Raw genomic sequence first — 19,295 nt, 5'->3', positions numbered from 1 at the left:
GATCACAAAACCTATGTGGGAGCGAGCCGGCTCCGGGCGGCGTTCCGACGAAGAACGATAACGCGGTCTACTTCCTTACGAAATCAAACCCAGCCACTGCTCTGCATCGCCTTGTACACCGCAACAATCGCCAAAATGAGAAACGCCGACGCCGCCAGTCGACGGATCAGGGTCAGTGGCAACTTGTCTGCCGCAAAGTTACCGGCCAGCACCACAGGCACGTTGGCAATCAACATGCCGGCGGTGGTGCCGAGAATGACCAGCCACAAATCCGGGTATTGCGCAGCCAGCATCACGGTAGCGACCTGGGTCTTGTCACCCATTTCCGCGAGGAAGAACGCAATCAGTGTGGTCAGGAATGGCCCGAACTTGCGAGCGGTGCTGACGTCGTCGTCCATCTTGTCCGGGACCAGGGTCCACAACGCCGTCGCCGTAAAGCAGGCGGCCAGGATCCAGTGCAGCGTCGCATTCGAGAAGAAACTGCCGAACCATGCACCGACTGCACCAGCGGCTGCGTGGTTGGCCAGGGTGGCGGCGACGATGCCGGCGATGATCGGCCATGGCTTGCGGAAGCGGGCAGCGAGAATGAGCGCGAGCAGTTGCGTCTTGTCGCCGATTTCGGCCAAGGCAACGATTGCGGTAGGAACGAGAAATGAATCCAGCATCATCAGGGTTTTCCTAAGGGGCGGGTCGACACGGCTATGACACGTACAGCCTTCCCGCCCCGGGTAAGGTGTTCGTGTCATAGGTCTTGTCAAACCCTGCAATCCGTCTGATGCGGACGCTTGGGTCGCATACGCCATGGTCTGAGGACCAAGTATGTTGACGTATGCCGGACGAGCATGGCGCTCGTGGGAGACTACTCCCCTAGGACGGAGCGGATTCTGCCTAGGCAAAATCCGTTAGGCAAGCACTTATTTATCAGCCGCGTTTGGCCCGGTAGATTCGGAAACCCTGTCCCTCAGCCTTGATTGCGCACACACCAAGGTGCTCTTCGATCAGCGGTTGATATTTCAGGAAGCTGTTGGCAACCAGGCGCAGTTCACCGCCGTTTTTCAGATGTTTGGCCGCTTTTCGCAGCAAGTTCTCGGTCGCGAAGTAGTCGGTGTGGACGCCGACATGGAACGGAGGGTTGCTCAGAATCGCACTCAAGCCCATCGGTGCAGCGTCAATTCCATCACCGGTGATCACGTCGGCTTCCAGACCATTGGCGGCGAGGGTCAGGCGACTGCTGGCAGCGGCAAACGCATCGACGTCGAGCAACGTCACTTGATTGTGCGGATAACGACGCTTCACCGCGGCGCCCAACACGCCGGCGCCGCAACCGAAGTCCAGCAAGTGGCCGCTCGGCAACTTGTCCAGATGCTCCAGCAGCAGCGCACTGCCGCGATCCAGTCGGCCGTGGCTGAACACGCCCGGCAGGCTGATGACTTTCAATGGCCCTTCAGCCAGCGGCAACTCGTAGGTCTGCGCCAGGCTTTCCAGTGATTTGGCTTCTGGTGCATTGGCTACCGTGACCAGCCAGAGTTGGCAATGACGGGCGCTGTCGAGCTTGCGCGGCTTGCCGAACGGGTTCAGTTGTTTGGCTGCACCTTCAATCCCGCTACGTTTTTCGCCTACCAGATACAGCTCGCGACCGGCCAGGCGCGAGGCGAGGGCGTTGAGGATGTAATCGGTCAGGTCCTTGGACTTGGGCAGAAACACGACCGCCGTCTCGAACTCACGCTCGGGTGCGTTCACACCAAAATGGCTGCGCTCGGCAAAACGTGCGTCCAGCGCGGCTTGGTCGCCGGCGTGCCAGCACCAACCGTGGGCATCGGGCAGTCGGCCCAGCAGATCGTCGGCGGGCAAACCGGCTAACAACACCGAACCCTGGAATAGCTCAGCCTGACGAAGCAGTACTTCACTGCGCGGATCCATACTCTGCTCCTTGAAAAAAAGTGCGGCAGTTTATCAACTGACGACTCGCAGCGCTGTACCGCTGAAGAAAGCCTGCGCGTTTTCGGTCAACTGCCCCACGATCCGCTGCCGCGCCTCGCGACTGCCCCAGGCGTTATGCGGGGTAACAATCAATCGCGGGATGTCGTCGGCCAGCAAGGGATTGCCCGCCGTCGGTGGCTCAACACTCAGCACATCGGTGGCTGCGCCGCCCAGATGACCGTTGCGCAACGCATCGGCCAGCGCCAGCTCATCGATCAAACCACCGCGCGCGGTATTGACCACGAAGGCGCCGGGTTTCATTGAGGCCAGTTCACGGGCGCCGATGAAGTGGCGGGTGTGTTCGTTGAGCGGGCAGTGCAGGGTGAGGGCGTCGATCTGCGGCAGCAGTTCATCCAGCGGCAAACGATCCGGCCGGGCAGGGCGCCCCGGAATCTGACCCAGCAGCACGCGCATGCCGAACGCTTCGGCCAGCCGTGCGACTGCGCCGCCCAGTTCGCCGTGGCCGAGCAGGCCAAGGGTTTTGCCTTGCAGTTCGACGATCGGGTAGTCCAGCAGGCAGAACTGTTTCGCTTGCTGCCAGCGGCCTTCACCCACTGCTTTTTGATAGTCGGCCAGGCGCGTCGCCAGGTTGAGCAGCAACATGATCGTGTGCTGGGCCACCGACGGTGTGCCGTAACCCTGGCAGTTGCAAACGGTAACGCCATGGGCGCGGGCGGCGGCCAGATCCACGTTGTTGGTGCCGGTGGCGGTGATCAGGATCAGTTTCAAGTCCGGGCTGGCGGCGATGGCGTCTGCGTTGATCAGGATCTTGTTGCTGATGGCCACCGTGGCGCCTTTGAGGCGTTCGATTACTTGATCCGGCGTGGTCTGCGCGAACAGTTGCAAGTCGTCAAAGCAATCACGCAGCGGGCTGAGGTCGAGGTCACCGAGGTCCAGGGACGGGTGGTCGAGGAAAACGGCGCGGCGAGAGTTCGTCATCAACTGTACCTTTTGTGCATTGAACTGAAGGCGTAATCTGCCGAGCCTACCAGATGAAACAAATGGTTACCCATTGCACCAAAGTGGCTAAGTTGACGCGCTATGTGATGAAGCGCCGAAACCCCTGTAGCAGCTGGCGAAGCCTGCGTTCGGCTGCGCAGCAGTCGTGAAATCAGGCACCGCGCTCTTACAGAAAGTCCGCGTGTTCTGGGTTGACGACTGCTGCGCAGCCGAACGCAGGCTTCGCCAGCTGCTACAGGTGATGTTGTCAGCCTGGACTTTTCATTTCGACCGATCTACCCCAAAGGAGCCCCCATGTACTGGACAGAGTTTTTGACCGTTGCCCTGATTCACTTGCTCGCCGTGGCCAGCCCCGGCCCGGACTTTGCCGTGGTGGTGCGTGAAAGCGTGACCCATGGTCGACGCGCGGGCACTTGGACCGCACTGGGCGTTGGTACGGCGATTTTCCTTCACGTTGGCTATTCGCTGCTCGGCATCGGCCTGATCGTGTCCCAGTCGATCGTGCTGTTCAACGCGCTGAAATGGGCCGCCGCCGCGTACCTGTTGTACATCGGCTACAAGGCCCTGCGCGCGCAACCGGCCAAAGTGGTCGCTGACAATCTGCACAAGGAAGTCGGCGAGCGCACCGCCCGTGGCGCTTTCACCTCCGGTTTCGTGACCAACGGTCTGAACCCGAAAGCCACGCTGTTCTTTTTGTCGCTGTTCACCGTGGTGATCAACCCGCACACACCGCTGGCGGTTCAAGCCGGTTACGGGGTCTACCTCGCGGTGGCGACGGCGGTGTGGTTTTGCCTGGTGGCGCGGCTGTTCAGCCAACAGCGTGTACGCGCCGGTTTCGCCCGCATGGGCCACTGGTTCGACCGCACCATGGGCGTGGTGCTGATCGCCATCGGCGTGAAACTCGCGTTCACCGAGATGCATTGATAGCGGGCTGATCCTCGACATCCTGCAAATGCTGGCGCAAAGCCAGCATTTGTGCGGTTCTGCAAATCATTCCTTTGGCTGATTTGGCTGACATTGAAGGGCACTAAAGTGCTTACATTCAGCCAACACCGTGCAGCCAGAAAAGGGATTCATATGTTGCAGACTCGCGTTATCCCCCCAGCCGAAGGCGCTTACCAGTATCCGCTTCTGATCAAGCGGCTGCTGATGTCCGGCGCTCGTTACGAGAAAACCCGCGAGATCATTTACCGCGACCAGTTGCGCTACAGCTATCCGACCCTCATTGAGCGGGTCGCGCGGCTGGCCAATGTGTTGACGGCGGCCGGGGTCAAGGCCGGGGATACTGTGGCGGTGATGGACTGGGACAGCCATCGATACCTGGAATGCATGTTCGCCATCCCGATGATCGGCGCGGTGATCCACACGATTAACGTGCGCCTGTCGCCGGAACAAATCCTCTACACCATGAACCACGCGCAGGACCGCTTTGTGCTGGTCAACAGCGAGTTCGTGGGGCTTTACCAGGCAATTGCCGGGAACCTGACCACGGTCGAGAAAACCCTGCTGCTGACTGACCTGCCGGAGAAAACCGCCGATCTGCCCAACCTGATTGGCGAGTATGAGCAACTGCTGGCGGCTGCCAGCACGCAATACGACTTCCAGGACTTCGACGAACACTCGGTCGCGACAACGTTCTACACCACCGGTACCACCGGCAATCCCAAGGGTGTGTACTTCACCCACCGGCAATTGGTGCTGCACACCATGGGCGTGTCGACCATCATGGGCTCCATCGACAGCGTGCGCCTGCTGGGTACCAGCGACGTGTACATGCCGATCACCCCGATGTTCCATGTGCATGCCTGGGGCTTGCCCTATGTGGCGACCATGCTCGGGCTCAAGCAGGTTTATCCAGGCCGCTACGACCCGGAGTACCTGGTGGAGCTGTGGCGCAAGGAGAAGGTCACCTTTTCCCACTGCGTACCGACCATTTTGCAGATGATCCTCAATGCCAAAGCGGCGCAAGGCACGGACTTCGGCGGCTGGAAAATAGTCATCGGCGGCAGCGCGCTTAACCGCACGCTGTATGAAACGGCCAAAGGCAAAGGCATTCAGTTGACGGCCGCTTATGGCATGTCGGAAACCGGGCCGCTGGTGTCGTGTGCGCACCTCAACGATGAATTGATGGCCGGCAGCGAAGATGAACGCACCGCCTATCGCATCAAGGCTGGCGTGCCGGGGCCATTGGTTGAGGCTGCGATCGTCGACCCCGACGGCAACTTCCTGCCCGCCGATGGCGAAACCCAGGGCGAGCTCGTGCTGCGTGCGCCATGGCTCACCGAGGGCTATTTCAACGAACCGCAGAAGGGCGCAGAGCTCTGGGCCGGGGGCTGGCTGCATACCGGCGACGTGGCGACGCTGGACGCCATGGGCGTGATCGACATTCGGGACCGCATCAAGGACGTGATCAAGACCGGTGGCGAGTGGATCTCGTCTCTGGACCTTGAAGACTTGATCAGTCGCCACGAGGCGGTACGCGAAGTAGCAGTGGTGGGGATCGCCGATCCGCAGTGGGGCGAGCGGCCGTTTGCGCTGCTGGTGATCCGCGAAGGGTATGAGATCGGGGCCCGGGAACTCAAGGAACACCTCAAGCCGTTCGTGGAATTGGGGCACTTGAGCAAGTGGGCGATCCCCAGCCAGATTGCCCTTGTTACTGAAATTCCCAAGACCAGTGTCGGCAAGCTCGACAAGAAGCGCATCCGCCTCGACATCACTGAATGGCAGGCCAACAACAGCACCTTCCTCTCGACGCTTTAAGCGCCCCTCCTGGCGTGCCCGCAATGGCACGCCAGGCCCACCAAGCAAGCGCTTGGCTTGTGTAATCCGAATTTTCAGCCATCCTTGCCGGGCCGACAGGTGTCGGACTGGCGAAAGGACTGTTCCAGAGTGGTCGGCAGCTACAAATCACACTTTAGAGGGATCAAGCTCTACTACCTGCTGGCTATAGTCCGCTCATGGATTTTTAAGAACGGAGCAAGCGCACAAACGGGGGCGATGCAATTTTGGAGTGACTTCGGGACGCCTTGGCTCCCCGTCACCCACAACGTTTTTAAAAGTGCTCACAGCCATAACAATAATGCACATGGAGTAGCGTCGATGACATCAGTAAACACGTTCTGGCGCCGGGCAAAATTGCCCCTGGCGGTCAGTCTCGCCTCTTCGCTCGCCGGGCCTGCATTCGGCGTCAGTTTCAACGTTGGTGAAATCGAAGGTCAGTTCGACTCGTCGCTGTCCCTGGGTATGAGTGTCTCGACCCAACAGCCGAACAAGAACCTGATCGGTGTCAACAACGGCGGGCACGGCTTGTCCCAGACCTCCGATGACGGTCACTTGAACTTCAAGAGTGGGCAAGCGTTCTCGAAAATCTTCAAGGGCATCCATGACCTTGAATTGAAATACGGCGATACCGGCGTGTTTGTCCGGGGCAAATACTGGTACGACTTCGCACTGCAAGATACAAACCTGGAATTCAAGAACGTCGAAAACGACGGTCGTAAAGAGGGCGCCAAGTCCTCCGGCGGGCAAATCCTCGACGCCTTCGTCTACCACAACTACACCGTTGCCGATGAGCCGGGTTCCGTGCGTCTGGGCAAGCAAGTAGTGAGCTGGGGTGAAAGTACGTTCATCGGCGGCGGCATCAACTCGATCAACCCGATTGACGTGTCCGCGTTCCGTCGTCCGGGTGCCGAGATCAAGGAAGGCTTGATCCCGGTCAACATGTTCTATGTGTCACAGAGCCTGACCGATAACCTCTCGGCCGAAGCGTTCTACCAGTTGGAATGGGACCAGACCGTCGTCGATAACTGCGGCACGTTCTTCTCTCAGCCAGACATCGTTGCCGACGGTTGCGACAACAACTTGCGCGTGCTGAACAAGCGCTCGACGATTCCAGCCATTGCGTTGGGCCCGTTGGCCGCCAACGGCGTCGACGTCAACGAGGAAGGTGTCCTGGTTCGGCGTGGCCCCGACCGTGATGCACGGGACAGCGGCCAGTGGGGGGCGTCCTTCAAGTACATGTTCGACCCGCTGGACACCGAGTTCGGCGCCTACTTCATGAACTATCACAGTCGTGCGCCGATCTTCAGCGCCACCGGTGCGCCGCAGTCGGTCTACAACACTGCTGCGTCGCTGCCAGGCCCCTTTGCCGCGCTTGGGCCGCTGTTGGTGGCCGGTAACTCGCAGTACTTCATCGAATACCCTGAAGACATTCGCCTTTACGGCCTGAGCTTCTCCACCACCCTGTCTACGGGTACGGCGTGGAGCGGTGAGATCAGCTATCGTCCGAACGCGCCGGTGCAGTTGAACTCCACCGACATTCTGTTCGCTGGTATTCGTCCTTTGGGCAACGGCAATCCGAACAATCCTTTGACCAACGCTTCGTTGCTCTCCGCCGCACCGGGTACTGACCTCAATGGCTATCGCCGTAAAGAAGTCACCCAGTTCCAGAGCACCCTGACGCACTTCTTTGACCAAGTGATGGGCGCGAGCCGTCTGACCCTGGTCGGCGAAGTGGGCGTGACCCATGTCGGCGGCCTGGAAAGCACTTCCGACGTTCGTTATGGCCGCGATCCGGTCTACGGCCCGGGTGCATTGCCAGCCTCTGGCGCTATTGATACTTGCGTGGCGCTCAACACCAGCACCATCAACGGTGCTGGTCCGGGCACTCCCACCAACAACGTCAGCCGCAACTGCGACAACGACGGCTTCACCACGGCGACTTCGTGGGGCTACCGCGGTCGTGCGATCTGGGAATACAACGACGTGTTCGCCGGTGTGAACCTCAAGCCGAACGTGGCCTGGTCCCACGACGTAGACGGTTACTCGCCAGGCCCTGGCGGCAACTTTGAGGAAGGTCGCAAAGCGGTGAGCCTGGGTGTCGATGCCGAATACCAGAACACCTACACCGCGAGCCTGGCTTACACCAATTTCTTCGACGGCAAGTACACCACCGTAGATGACCGCGACTTCGTTGCGCTCAGCGTCGGCGTGAACTTCTAAGCACTGTTTTTTGAGGACGAACACACATATGAAAATAACAAAGAGTCTGTTCAAAGCTGGTGTTCTGGGGCTTTCGCTGCTGGCGACCAGTGTGATGGCGGCGGTCCCTGCGGCCGAAGCCGACAAACTGGGCAAGAGCCTGACCCCGATGGGCGCCGAGATGGCGAGCAACGCCGACGGTTCGATTCCGGCCTGGAAGCCAATGGCGAAAAATGCCGGCACCGTCGACAGCAAAGGTTTCCTGTCCAACCCGTACGCCAGTGAAAAACCACTGTTCACCATCACGGCGCAAAACGTCGACCAGTACAAAGACAAACTCGCCCCGGGCCAGTACGCGATGTTCAAGCGCTACCCGGAAACCTACAAGATGCCGGTTTACCCGTCCCATCGTGGCTCCACCGTGCCGGCTGAAGTGTTCGCCGCCATCAAGAAAAACGCCACCACGACCAAGCTGGTATCTGGCGGCAACGGCCTGGAAAACTTCGAAACCGCCATCCCGTTCCCGATTCCCCAGAGCGGCATTGAAGTCATCTGGAACCACATCACCCGCTATCGCGGTGGTAGCGTGACCCGTCTGGTGACCCAGGCCACACCACAGCCGAACGGTTCGTACAGCCTGGTGTACTTCCAGGATCAGTTCGTGTTCCGCGACAAGATGAAGGACTACGATCCGGCTAACCCGGGCAACATCCTGTTCTACTTCAAGCAGAAAGTGACCGCGCCGGCACGTCTGGCCGGTGGTGTGCTGCTGGTGCACGAAACCCTCGACCAAGTGAAAGAACCGCGTTCGGCGTGGGTCTACAACGCCGGTCAGCGTCGTGTGCGTCGTGCACCACAAGTGTCCTATGACGGGCCGGGTACCGCGGCGGACGGCCTGCGTACCTCCGACAACCTGGACATGTTCAACGGTGCGCCGGATCGCTACGACTGGAAGCTCGAAGGCAAGAAAGAGATGTACATTGCCTCGGACAGCTACAAGCTCGATTCGCCTACCCTCAAGTACGACGACATCATCAAGGCCGGTCATATCAACCAGGACCTGGCACGTTACGAGTTGCGTCGGGTATGGCATGTAGTGGCGACCTTGAAAGAAGGCCAGCGTCATATCTACGCCAAGCGTGACTTCTACATCGACGAAGACACCTGGCAAGCCGCAGTGATCGATCACTACGACGGTCGTAATCAGCTGTGGCGTGTGGCAGAAGCTCACGCCCAGGATTACTACAACGTTCAAGTTCCGTGGTACGCCCTGGAAGCCCTGTACGACCTGCAATCGGGTCGCTACCTGGCGCTGGGTATGAAGAACGAAGAGAAGTCTGCGTATGACTTCGGCTTCACCGCTACCACCAGCGACTTCACACCGGCTGCGCTACGTCAGGACGGGGTTCGCTAACCTGTACTGAACAGAGGTCACTTCCTTGAAAAAACGCCCCGACTGGTTCGGGGCGTTTTTTTGTCCGCAATTTGCCCATGAATTTTCGGTGCCTTCGATGGCCCCTTCGCGAGCAGGCTCGCTCCCACAGGTTGATCTTCAGCAGGCATAAAACTTGTGGGCAACGCCGATCCAGTGTGGGAGCGAGCCTGCTCGCGATGCGGGCAACTCGGTCTAAAACGAACGCGTCATCTCAGTCCCTCAGTATCTGCTCGGATACTTTTTTGTAGCCATTTGTAGCAATTACCTTCATTCCCTATCCGTTTACCGCTAGTCTGCGGACATCTGCAACGCCGCCATCCGCAATTCAAACAAGAGCCGGCCATGACTGATCTGTCCCCACTCCCGGGCCCTGCAAGCGTTTCCATCGCGGCATTGGACGGGCGCTTTTTTCGGCCCCCGCTGCCCGACGGCCATGTGCAGCGGCCTCGTCTGTGCGAGCGCCTGAGTGCCGGCCTCGGTGGCAGGCTGTTGCTGGTCAGCGCACCCGCCGGGTTCGGCAAGAGTTCATTGGCGGTGGAGTTCTGTCAGGGGCTGCCGGCCCATTGGCAAAGTCTGTGGTTGGGGTTGAGCCCTCGAGACAGCGATCCTGGGCGTTTCCTTGAGCGGTTGCTCGAAGGACTCCAGGATTACTTTCCGACACTGGGCAGCCAGGCGCTGGGACTGCTGAAAATGCGCCAGCGTCATCAACCGTTCGCCTTTGAAGAATGGCTGGACGGGTTGCTGGACGAGCTGACCATCTACCTGTCGCCGAGTACGCCTTTGCTATTGGTGCTTGATGACTATCACCTTGCGCAAGGCCCGGTACTCGATCGTTGCCTGCAATTTTTCCTCAATCATTTGCCCGATGGCCTGCTGGTCATGGTGACCAGTCGACAGCGTCCGGACTGGCATCTGGCACGTTTGCGCTTGTCGCGCCAACTGCTCGAACTGCATGAACAGGACCTTCGACTGACCCATGATGAAGCGCTCACGTTGCTTGATCGCCACAGCAGTTCCTTGCATGGCGAGGCGCTGGAAAGTCTGATTCAGCGCAGTGAAGGCTGGGTCGCGGGTCTGCGATTCTGGTTGCTGGCGGCCTCCGAGGCAGGCAATGACGGAGCGTTGCCGCAGTCGCTGCACGGCGGGGAAGGGCTGATCCGCGATTACCTGCTGGAAGAAGTCATCGATTGCCTGCCGGCCGAAGTGCAGCAATTTCTTTACGACACGGCGCCTCAGGAACGTTTTTGCAGCGAGCTCTGCGACGCGGTTCGTGAAGCTCATGACAGTGCCGAAATACTGCGTTTCCTTCAGGCACACCAGGTATTCCTGGTGCCGCTGGACGAGCACGGCCACTGGTATCGCTATCACCATCTGTTTTCCGACTTGCTGCGCACTCGGCCCACCGCTCACACGATAGTGCCGGCCGCCAGCCTGCATTTGCGTGCCTGTCGCTGGTTCAATGCACAGGGGCTGCTCGACGAAGCGGTGGAGCAGGCGTTGCGTGCCGGGCATCTGGACGTTGCGGCGAACCTGGTGCAAAACCTCTCGGAAGAACAATTGCTGGCCGAGCAGAACGCCGGCATGTTGCTGCGCTGGAAAATGGACTTGCCCGACAGCTTGCTGATCAGCACACCCAGGCTGATCGTGCTCTACAGCTGGGCGCTGGGGATGGCCTGTCAACTGGATGCGGCGGAGGAATTGGCAGCCCACTTGAGCCGCTTCCTGCCGGCCCCTTCGGCCACCGCGCAGAAGTCGATGCTCGCGCAGTGGCTGGCCCTGAAGGGCATCATCGCCCGGGGGCGTGGTAACCGCGAGCTGACGCTACTTTATTGCGCTGAAGCGCTGCAGAGCCTGCCGGCCAAACGCTACGGGCAACGTCTGATGTGCCTCTCGACCCTGTCCAACCTGGCCATCGCCGACGGCGACTTGTGGCGTGCGCGCAGTTTGAACCGTGAGTCGCTGGAATTGGCGCAGCGGGTGGGTAATCCGTTGTTTGAAGCACTGGCCCATTACGACCGTGCCCGAGTATTGCAGGCGCGCGGGGAAATCCTGCGCTCGTTGCAAGAGGTCCGTCAGGGGCTGCAACGCCTGCAAGGGTTATCCCAGCAACGGCTTTACGCTATACGCGCTCGTCTGACTTTGTATGAGGGGCTCTTGCTGGCCTTACGCCTGCAACCGCAAGCCGCGCGAGTACGTCTGCAAGCCGGTTTGAGTGAGGCTCGCGCCTGTCGCGATATCAGCGTATTGATCGGTCATTGCGTGATCGCCCGGCTTGAAGGTAGCAGCGGCGAGTTCGCCAACGCCTTCGCCGAGCTGGCCGAAGCCGAGCGCCTGATGCATATCTGGGACGTGCCCCCCATTTACTATCTGGCGATGATTACCATGGTCAAATGCGAGCTCTGGCTGGCCCAGGGTCGCACCGATCTGGCCGAAGCCTGGCTTTCCCGGTTGGGGCAGACCTATAACGGCGAACACCCGGCAGCACCGCCCGAATTCCATCCACAGCTGCCGTTGCATATCGAATTGCAACAAGCCTTGCTGGACGTCATTCAGGGGCAGCCAATGCTGGCCGAAGGCCGATTGGATGCACTGCTTGAGCATGGGCAACAAACGGGACGACAGATGCTCAGTGCGATGGCGCTGACTCAGAAAGTGGCCTTGTTGCTCGTCAGTGGGCGTGAGGCCGAAGCCCGCAAGGCGCTGGCGCAGGCACTGGAAGCGTCGACCGGTGGCGCCTTGCAACCGTTCGAAGGGTTGCTGGCCGAACATCCGGACTGGCTACGTGGGCAACTGCAACTGGGAGCTCCGACGGCTGTTTCGCAGAGTCTCGTAGAACAACTGCCGGTCATGATCGCTCGCCCGGCATTGGAATCGTGTTCGGGGACAGAGCAGCTCAGCGCGCGTGAGCTGGCGGTTCTGCAACTGATTGCCCAAGGTTGTTCGAACCAGCAAATCAGCGATCAACTGTTCATTTCGCTGCACACGGTCAAGACCCACGCCAGCCACATCAACAGCAAGCTTGGTGTTGAGCGGCGCACGCAGGCGGTGGCACGGGCGAAAGAATTGGGACTGCTCAGATAGTATTTTCAAGATTGGCCCGGCGCTTAAAAGACCGTTGCAGTTTTGTGCCAGAATTGCCCATCACTGATTTTCGAGCTTGTCCTGATGACCCAGCAACCCAGCCTCATTCGCGAAACCTTCCCCGTCGGCCCTTTGCAGTGCAACTGCACCATCATCGGCGACCCGATCAGTAAAAAAGCGATCGTGGTTGATCCGGGCGGTAATCATGAATTGATTCTGGCGCGCCTCGATGCCCTGGGCTTGAAGGTGGTCAGCATCATCCATACCCATGCGCATCTGGATCACTTCCTGGCCTCCGGTCAGTTGAAGGAGAAAACCGGCGCCACCCTGCACCTGCATAAAGAAGATCAGTTCCTCTGGGACAATCTGGAGATGCAATGCCAGATGTTCGGTGTGCCTTACACGCCCGTGCCACCGCCGGATCGCTGGTTGGCCGATGACGAAGAACTGGCCTGCGGTTGCGGCGTGGCGTTGCACACGCCGGGTCATACGCCGGGCTCCATGAGCTTCTGGTTTTCCGAGGCCAAGCTGCTGATTGCCGGTGACACGTTGTTTCGGCGTGGAGTAGGGCGCACGGATTTGTGGGGCGGCGATCAGGCGACCATCGTGCGGTCGATCAAGCAGCGGCTGTATACGCTCGACGAAGAGGCAACCGTGGTCACCGGCCATGGTCCGGACACGCGATTGGGTGATGAAATGCGCGAGAACCCTTTTGTGCGGGCCTGATTTGTAACACGTTTGTAATACGGGGAATTTTTGACCTGTGCGATGATCCAACCCCCGCAAAGGTCCAATGCTGAAGTCCGTTGCACCACAGAATGCAAAAAAGTAGGAGCTCTAATGTTCACCACGCGTCGTTTGATTATTGTCGCTACCGCAGTGGCCTTGCTGTCTGGCTGTGCCGCACCTGGCCCTTACGATAACCAGGGCCAAGCTAATGGCGGCTCTCAAGGTATGAGCAAAACCGCTAAATATGGCGGTCTCGGTGCTTTGGCCGGTGCTGTGGCGGGTGCCGCCATTAACCATGATAACCGTGGCAAGGGCGCGTTGATCGGCGCAGCAGTAGTGGGTGCTTCTGCCGCCGGTTACGGCTACTACGCCGACCAGCAAGAGAAAAAATTGCGTGCCAGCATGGCCAACACCGGCGTTGAAGTGCAGCGCGAAGGCGATCAGATCAAATTGATCATGCCAGGCAACATCACGTTCGCAACCGATTCGGCGAACATCGCTTCAGGTTTCTATCAACCGTTGAACAACCTGGCAGGCTCGCTCAAGGAGTTCAACCAGAACCAGATCGAAATCGTTGGCTACACCGACAGCACCGGCAGCCGCCAGCACAACATGGACCTGTCCCAGCGTCGTGCGCAAAGCGTGGCGACTTACCTGACTTCGCAAGGTGTGAGCGGTGCCAACCTCTCGGCTCGCGGTGCCGGCCCGGATAGCCCGATTGCCAGCAACGCTGATACCAATGGGCGGGCACAGAACCGTCGAGTTGAAGTCAACTTGAAAGCGATTCCGGGTCAGCAGTATCCTCAGTAATAACAGTTTTACCTTTACCAACCTGACTGAACCCCAGGCGTAAAAAAAGAGCCCGCCCGATCCTCAATAGATCGGGCGGGCTTTTTTGTATTGCCAGTCCGGGCCCCATCGCGGGCAAGCCCGCTCCCACAGGAGGAACGCGATCAACTGTGGGAGCGAGCCTGCTCGCGATGGGGTCAGTGCAGACAACTAAATCATTACCAATGAAAAAGCCCCCGGACAATCACTTGTCCGAGGGCTTTTGTACTGCGCGAAACCTGATTACTTCTTCAGGCCGTAATGCTCATCCAGCATGCCCGGCGCGTTCGGGGATTTTGGTGCGTAGTCGCGAGGCGGCTCCTGATTGCGCGGCGGCGTCAGGCGTTCGCGTGGGGCCACTGTCGCATCGGCGTGCAGGGAGGCCAGCAAGCGTTGGCGAGTCTGCTCGTCCAGGGCCAGACGGTTGGCACCCTCGGCGAGGTGATCCTGCACTTCCTGATAGCTCTGAGTCAGTTTCTTGACCAGGTTTGCAGTGCTGTTGAAGTGGGTGACCACCTCGTTCTGATAACTGTCGAAACGTTCCTGAATGTCATCCAGCTGACGTTGCGTGCTGCTCGGCGCGGCGTTCGGCACCAGACGAGCGATCAGGAATCCAATGGCGACACCCACAACCAGGGCAAGAGTCGGTAACAACCAAACTAAGAGCGAGTGTTCCACGAGTCCTTCCTCTATAAACGGCTTTGCTTTACGTTAACGGCTCGAACCTGCGCTGTATACCGCGATTCACTCGCAATAGATTGGCACAGACAATTTGCTAGACGAGTCGACCCGATTCGAGGTCACGGAGTTCCTTACTTGCTTATGCGCGAAACCCCTGTAGTGATTGATGGCCCCGTCGGTCAGCTGGAAGCTTTGTATCTGGATAATGAGCAGCCCCGCGGCGTTGCGCTCATCTGCCATCCGAACCCGGTGCAGGGCGGCACCATGCTCAACAAAGTCGTCTCGACCCTGCAGCGCACTGCGCGCGATGCCGGCTTGATTACCCTGCGGTTCAACTACCGTGGCGTCGGTGCCAGTGAAGGCACGCACGACATGGGCACTGGTGAAGTCGACGATGCTCAAGCCGTCGCCGAATGGCTGCGGGTCAAGCACCCGGACTTGCCCCTGACCCTGTTCGGTTTCTCCTTCGGCGGTTTTGTTGCAGCAAGTCTCGGCGGACGCCTGGAAGCCAAGGGCGAACAACTGAAACATTTGTTTATGGTCGCACCTGCGGTCATGCGCCTGGGCGATCAGGAGCAACTGTCGCAGCAGGGCGAGTTGACCCTGATCCAGCCGGAAACCGACGAAGTCATCGACCCGCAGCTGGTTTACGACTGGTCCGAAAAACTCGAGCGCCCCCATGAGCTGCTGAAAGTGGCAGAATGCGGACACTTTTTTCATGGCAAGCTGACCGATCTCAAGGATCTGATCCTGCCGCGTCTTTCGAATTGATTGCAGTCTGACAAGCGATTACCCATGACGACTCGTACCCGTATCCTCACCGGCATCACCACCACCGGCACGCCTCACCTGGGCAACTACGCCGGCGCCATCCGCCCGGCGATCGTTGCCAGCCGTGACAGCAATGCCGATTCGTTCTACTTCCTGGCCGACTACCACGCCCTGATCAAATGCGATGACCCGCAGCGCATCCAGCGCTCGCGTCTGGAAATCGCCGCGACCTGGCTGGCCGGCGGCCTGGATGTGGATCGCGTGACGTTCTACCGCCAGTCCGACATCCCGGAAATCCCCGAGCTGACCTGGCTGCTGACCTGCGTCGCCGCCAAAGGCTTGCTCAACCGTGCACACGCCTACAAAGCCTCGGTGGACAAGAACGTCGAGACCGGCGAAGACCCGGACGCCGGCATCACCATGGGCTTGTACAGTTACCCGGTGCTGATGGCCGCAGACATTCTGATGTTCAACGCGCACAAGGTGCCGGTCGGTCGCGACCAGATCCAGCACGTGGAAATGGCTCGCGACATCGGTCAACGCTTCAACCACTTGTTTGGTCAGGGCAAAGAATTTTTCACCATGCCTGAGGCACTGATCGAAGAAAGCGTTGCCACGCTGCCAGGCCTCGACGGTCGCAAGATGTCGAAGAGCTATGACAACACCATCCCGTTGTTCAGCAGCGCCAAAGAGATGAAGGACGCGATTTCGCGGATCGTCACCGATTCGCGCGCGCCGGGCGAAGCCAAGGACCCGGACAATTCGCACCTGTTCACGCTGTTTCAAGCGTTTGCTACGCAGGCGCAGTCCGACGAGTTCCGTAGCGAACTGTTGCAGGGCTTGGGTTGGGGGGAGGCGAAGAATCGCCTGTTCCAATTGCTGGATAGCGAGTTGGGCGAATCCCGCGAGCGTTATTACCAGCTGATGGAACGTCCGGCCGATCTGGAAGACATGCTGCAAGTCGGTGCCAAAAAAGCCCGTGCCGTAGCGACGCCGTTCTTGAACGAGCTGCGTGAAGCGGTCGGCCTGCGTTCTTTCGTGGCGCAGACTCAAGTCGCCGCCACCACCAAGAAAAAAGCCGCAAAAGCCGCACGTTTCGTCAGCTTCCGCGAAGACGACGGCAGCTTCCGCTTCCGTCTGCTGGCGGCCGATGGTGAGCAACTGCTGCTGTCGCACAACTTCGCCGACGGCAAAACCGCCGGGCAAGTGACCAAACAACTGCAAGCGGGCCAGCCTCTGGATGTGCGCAGCGAAGACCTGAGCTTCAGTGTCTGGCTCGAAGGCGAGTGCGTGGCAGATAGCCCGACATTCGCCGACAGCGCGGCTCGCGACGTCGCCATCGACGCCCTGCGCGTCGCGCTGACGCCGGTTCAGGAATAAATCAGCGGCTCGACCCGACCAAGGGCCGATTGCCATTCCCCCGGGCCGTCGCTACAGTGACGGCCCGTTTTTGTTGCCTTGCTAACGAATTATGACGCCCCTAGAACGATATCAAGCTGATCTGAAGCGCCCGGAATTCTTCCATGACGCCGCGCAGGAAACTGCTGTGCGCCATTTGCAGCGCCTGTACGACGATCTGGTCGCGGCCTCGCAGAACAAGCCGGGCCTGCTCGGCAAACTGTTTGGCAAGAAAGAGCAGGCGCCGGTCAAGGGCCTGTACTTCTGGGGCGGCGTGGGTCGCGGCAAGACTTACCTTGTCGACACCTTCTTCGAAGCGCTGCCGTTCAAGGAAAAGACCCGAACTCACTTCCACCGCTTCATGAAGCGTGTGCACGAAGAGATGAAGACCCTTGGCGGCGAGAAAAACCCGCTGACCATCATCGCCAAGCGTTTCTCCGACGAGTCGCGAGTGATTTGCTTCGATGAATTTTTCGTCTCCGACATCACCGATGCCATGATCCTCGGCACGCTGATGGAAGAGCTGTTCAAGAATGGCGTGACCCTGGTCGCGACCTCGAACATCGTACCGGACGGTCTGTACAAGGACGGCCTGCAACGCGCGCGCTTCCTGCCGGCCATCGCGCTGATCAAGCAGAACACCGACATCGTCAACGTCGACAGTGGTGTCGATTACCGCCTGCGTCATCTTGAGCAAGCGGAGTTGTTCCACTTTCCGCTGGATGACGCCGCTCAGGACAGCCTGCGCAAGAGCTTCCGTGCGCTGACGCCGGAATGCACTGCCGCGGTCGAGAACGACGTGCTGATGATCGAGAATCGCGCAATCCGCGCCGTACGCACGTGCGATGACGTGGCCTGGTTTGACTTCCGCGAACTGTGCGATGGCCCGCGTAGCCAGAACGACTACATCGAACTGGGCAAGATCTTCCACGCCGTGTTGCTCAGCGATGTCGAGCAGATGAGCGTCACCACTGACGACATCGCCCGTCGCTTTATCAACATGGTCGACGAGTTTTACGACCGTAACGTCAAGCTGATCATTTCTGCCGAAGTCGAGCTCAAAGACCTCTACACCGGTGGTCGCCTGAACTTCGAGTTCCAGCGCACGCTCAGCCGTCTGCTGGAGATGCAGTCGCACGAATTCCTGTCCCGGGCGCACAAGCCGTAGACGATTCGAAAACATAAAAAAGGGCCTGCAAATTCAGGCCCTTTTTTATGTCCAGAATTCACCGCAAACCTTGTAGGAGTGAGCCTGCTCGCGATAGCGGTGTGTCAGTCATATCAATGCTGTATGGACGGGCGCGATCGCGAGCAGGCTCACTCCTACATGGGTTTTGTGTGTGGATAGAGAACTACGCAGCCTGCTGGAATTGCTGCCGATACTGGTTCGGCGACAATTCAGTGTGCTGACGGAACAATCGCGCAAAGAAGCTCGCATCGTCGTAGCCGACCTCATAGCTGATGGTCTTGATGCTCTTGCGGCTGCCGGACAACAGGCCCTTGGCGGTTTCGATGCGCAGTCGTTGCAGGTAGTGCAGCGGCTTGTCGCCGGTCGCAGTCTGGAAGCGGCGCATGAAATTGCGGATGCTCATGCCGTGTTCGCGGGCCACGTCTTCGAAGCGGAACTTGTCGGCGAAATGCTCTTCGAGCCAATGCTGGATCTGCAGGATGATCACATCCTGGTGCAGCTTCTGTCCGCCAAAACCGATACGTCCCGGGGTATAACTGCGCTGTACTTCGTAGAGGATATCCCGCGCCACGGCTTGCGATACGTTGGCGCCGCAGAAACGCTCGATCAGGTAGACGTAGAGATCGCATGCCGACGTCGTGCCGCCTGCGCAATACAGGTTGTCGGCGTCGGTCAGGTGTTTGTCCTGTTTGAGGTGAACCTGTGGGAAGCGCTCGGCGAAGGCGTTGAAGAAACGCCAGTATGTGGTTGCTTCCTTGCCATCGAGCAGGCCCGCCTCGGCTAGCCAGAACACCCCGGTCGCTTCGCCGCACAACACCGCGCCGCGGGCATGTTGCTCACGCAGCCATGGCAGGATCTGTGGATAACGTTTGCTGAGCGTGTCGAAGTCATCCCAGAAGGCGGGGAGGATGATGATGTCGGTGTTTTCCAGGCCACCGTCTACCGGGATGATGACATCGCTGAAGCTATTCACCGGTTCGCCGTCGGGACTGACGAGTCGGATTTCGAACGACGGTGTCAGGCCTTGGCCCAGTTGTTTGCCATGGCGCAAGCTGGCCATGTGGAAAAAGTCTTTGGCTTGCAGGAGGGTGGAAGCGAAAACTCGGTCGATCGCCAGGATGCTGACGCGCCGCAAGGGCGTGGAGACTTGCTTAGACATAATTCAACTTTATTTTTATAGGAGAAAGTGGTCATCAAACGGCTGGATCGTCTTATTTTTTGTCTGATGTGTCCAGTGTCCTGTGTTGAATGCGGGGCTTAGTC

At 59.2% G+C, this 19,295-nt stretch carries 15 protein-coding genes and 1 riboswitch; of the genes, 10 read left to right on the top strand and 5 right to left on the bottom strand.

Annotation, left to right across the window (positions count from 1 at the left end; translation table 11 throughout):
- Nucleotides 1-83: 83 nt before the first annotated feature.
- From KGB06_RS11085 to KGB06_RS11075, 3 genes are all read right to left on the bottom strand, one after another.
- Nucleotides 84-665, bottom strand: a complete 582-nt coding sequence (locus KGB06_RS11085; RefSeq protein WP_223515452.1) for a TMEM165/GDT1 family protein — start codon at nt 663-665, stop codon at nt 84-86.
- A gap of 92 nt (nt 666-757) precedes the next feature.
- Nucleotides 758-880, bottom strand: a riboswitch (yybP-ykoY riboswitch).
- Between the two features lie 41 nt (nt 881-921).
- On the bottom strand, nt 922-1,920 hold the full coding sequence (locus KGB06_RS11080; protein ID WP_131059460.1) for a class I SAM-dependent methyltransferase: 999 nt from the start codon (nt 1,918-1,920) through the stop codon (nt 922-924).
- A 33-nt stretch (nt 1,921-1,953) separates the two neighbouring features.
- The gene (locus KGB06_RS11075) at nt 1,954-2,919 is read right to left on the bottom strand and encodes a 2-hydroxyacid dehydrogenase (protein WP_223515357.1); all 966 of its coding nucleotides are present in this window, start codon (nt 2,917-2,919) and stop codon (nt 1,954-1,956) included.
- 315 nt (nt 2,920-3,234) lie between these two features.
- Here KGB06_RS11075 and KGB06_RS11070 point away from each other — a divergent pair, with 315 nt between their 5' ends.
- The 7 genes from KGB06_RS11070 to KGB06_RS11040 all read left to right on the top strand — a co-directional run bounded on the left by KGB06_RS11070 (nt 3,235) and on the right by KGB06_RS11040 (nt 13,975).
- Complete coding sequence (locus tag KGB06_RS11070) at nt 3,235-3,864, top strand: LysE family translocator (protein ID WP_223515354.1); 630 nt, start codon at nt 3,235-3,237, stop codon at nt 3,862-3,864.
- 153 nt (nt 3,865-4,017) lie between these two features.
- Nucleotides 4,018-5,700 carry a fatty acid--CoA ligase gene (locus tag KGB06_RS11065; protein WP_223515351.1) on the top strand — a complete coding sequence of 561 codons (1,683 nt, stop codon included), beginning with the start codon at nt 4,018-4,020 and terminating at the stop codon, nt 5,698-5,700.
- A gap of 339 nt (nt 5,701-6,039) precedes the next feature.
- Complete coding sequence (locus KGB06_RS11060; RefSeq protein ID WP_223515349.1) at nt 6,040-7,941, top strand: DUF1302 domain-containing protein; 1,902 nt, start codon at nt 6,040-6,042, stop codon at nt 7,939-7,941.
- A gap of 28 nt (nt 7,942-7,969) precedes the next feature.
- Entirely contained in the window at nt 7,970-9,334 is a 1,365-nt protein-coding gene (locus KGB06_RS11055) for a DUF1329 domain-containing protein (protein ID WP_223515347.1), read from the top strand.
- Between the two features lie 363 nt (nt 9,335-9,697).
- On the top strand, nt 9,698-12,436 hold the full coding sequence (locus KGB06_RS11050) for a LuxR C-terminal-related transcriptional regulator (RefSeq protein WP_223515344.1): 2,739 nt from the start codon (nt 9,698-9,700) through the stop codon (nt 12,434-12,436).
- Nucleotides 12,437-12,520: 84 nt separating this feature from the next.
- Nucleotides 12,521-13,162, top strand: a complete 642-nt coding sequence (locus KGB06_RS11045; protein WP_223515342.1) for an MBL fold metallo-hydrolase — start codon at nt 12,521-12,523, stop codon at nt 13,160-13,162.
- A gap of 114 nt (nt 13,163-13,276) precedes the next feature.
- A complete protein-coding gene (locus KGB06_RS11040; protein WP_223515339.1) occupies nt 13,277-13,975 on the top strand; it encodes an OmpA family protein in 699 nt (232 codons plus the stop codon).
- 261 nt (nt 13,976-14,236) lie between these two features.
- Here the strand turns inward: KGB06_RS11040 and KGB06_RS11035 are convergent, their stop codons facing one another.
- A complete protein-coding gene (locus tag KGB06_RS11035; protein WP_223515336.1) occupies nt 14,237-14,671 on the bottom strand; it encodes a YhcB family protein in 435 nt (144 codons plus the stop codon).
- A gap of 144 nt (nt 14,672-14,815) precedes the next feature.
- Here KGB06_RS11035 and KGB06_RS11030 point away from each other — a divergent pair, with 144 nt between their 5' ends.
- The 3 genes from KGB06_RS11030 (at nt 14,816) to zapE (ending at nt 18,011) form a co-directional block, all read left to right on the top strand.
- Nucleotides 14,816-15,445, top strand: coding sequence for an alpha/beta hydrolase (locus tag KGB06_RS11030; protein WP_223515334.1), 630 nt, complete (start codon nt 14,816-14,818; stop codon nt 15,443-15,445).
- 24 nt (nt 15,446-15,469) lie between these two features.
- On the top strand, nt 15,470-16,825 hold the full coding sequence (locus tag KGB06_RS11025) for a tryptophan--tRNA ligase (protein ID WP_223515331.1): 1,356 nt from the start codon (nt 15,470-15,472) through the stop codon (nt 16,823-16,825).
- A gap of 91 nt (nt 16,826-16,916) precedes the next feature.
- Nucleotides 16,917-18,011 (top strand): cell division protein ZapE, encoded by a 1,095-nt coding sequence (zapE, locus tag KGB06_RS11020; RefSeq protein ID WP_033049434.1) that lies wholly within the window; start codon nt 16,917-16,919, stop codon nt 18,009-18,011.
- 184 nt (nt 18,012-18,195) lie between these two features.
- Here zapE and KGB06_RS11015 read toward each other — a convergent pair whose 3' ends face one another.
- The gene (locus KGB06_RS11015; RefSeq protein WP_223515450.1) at nt 18,196-19,092 is read right to left on the bottom strand and encodes a GlxA family transcriptional regulator; all 897 of its coding nucleotides are present in this window, start codon (nt 19,090-19,092) and stop codon (nt 18,196-18,198) included.
- Nucleotides 19,093-19,295: the final 203 nt, after the last annotated feature.

It is taken from the genome of Pseudomonas sp. GL-B-19 (genome assembly GCF_019956415.1).
GTDB lineage: Bacteria > Pseudomonadota > Gammaproteobacteria > Pseudomonadales > Pseudomonadaceae > Aquipseudomonas.
This window is presented reverse-complemented; position numbering and strand designations above follow the sequence as displayed.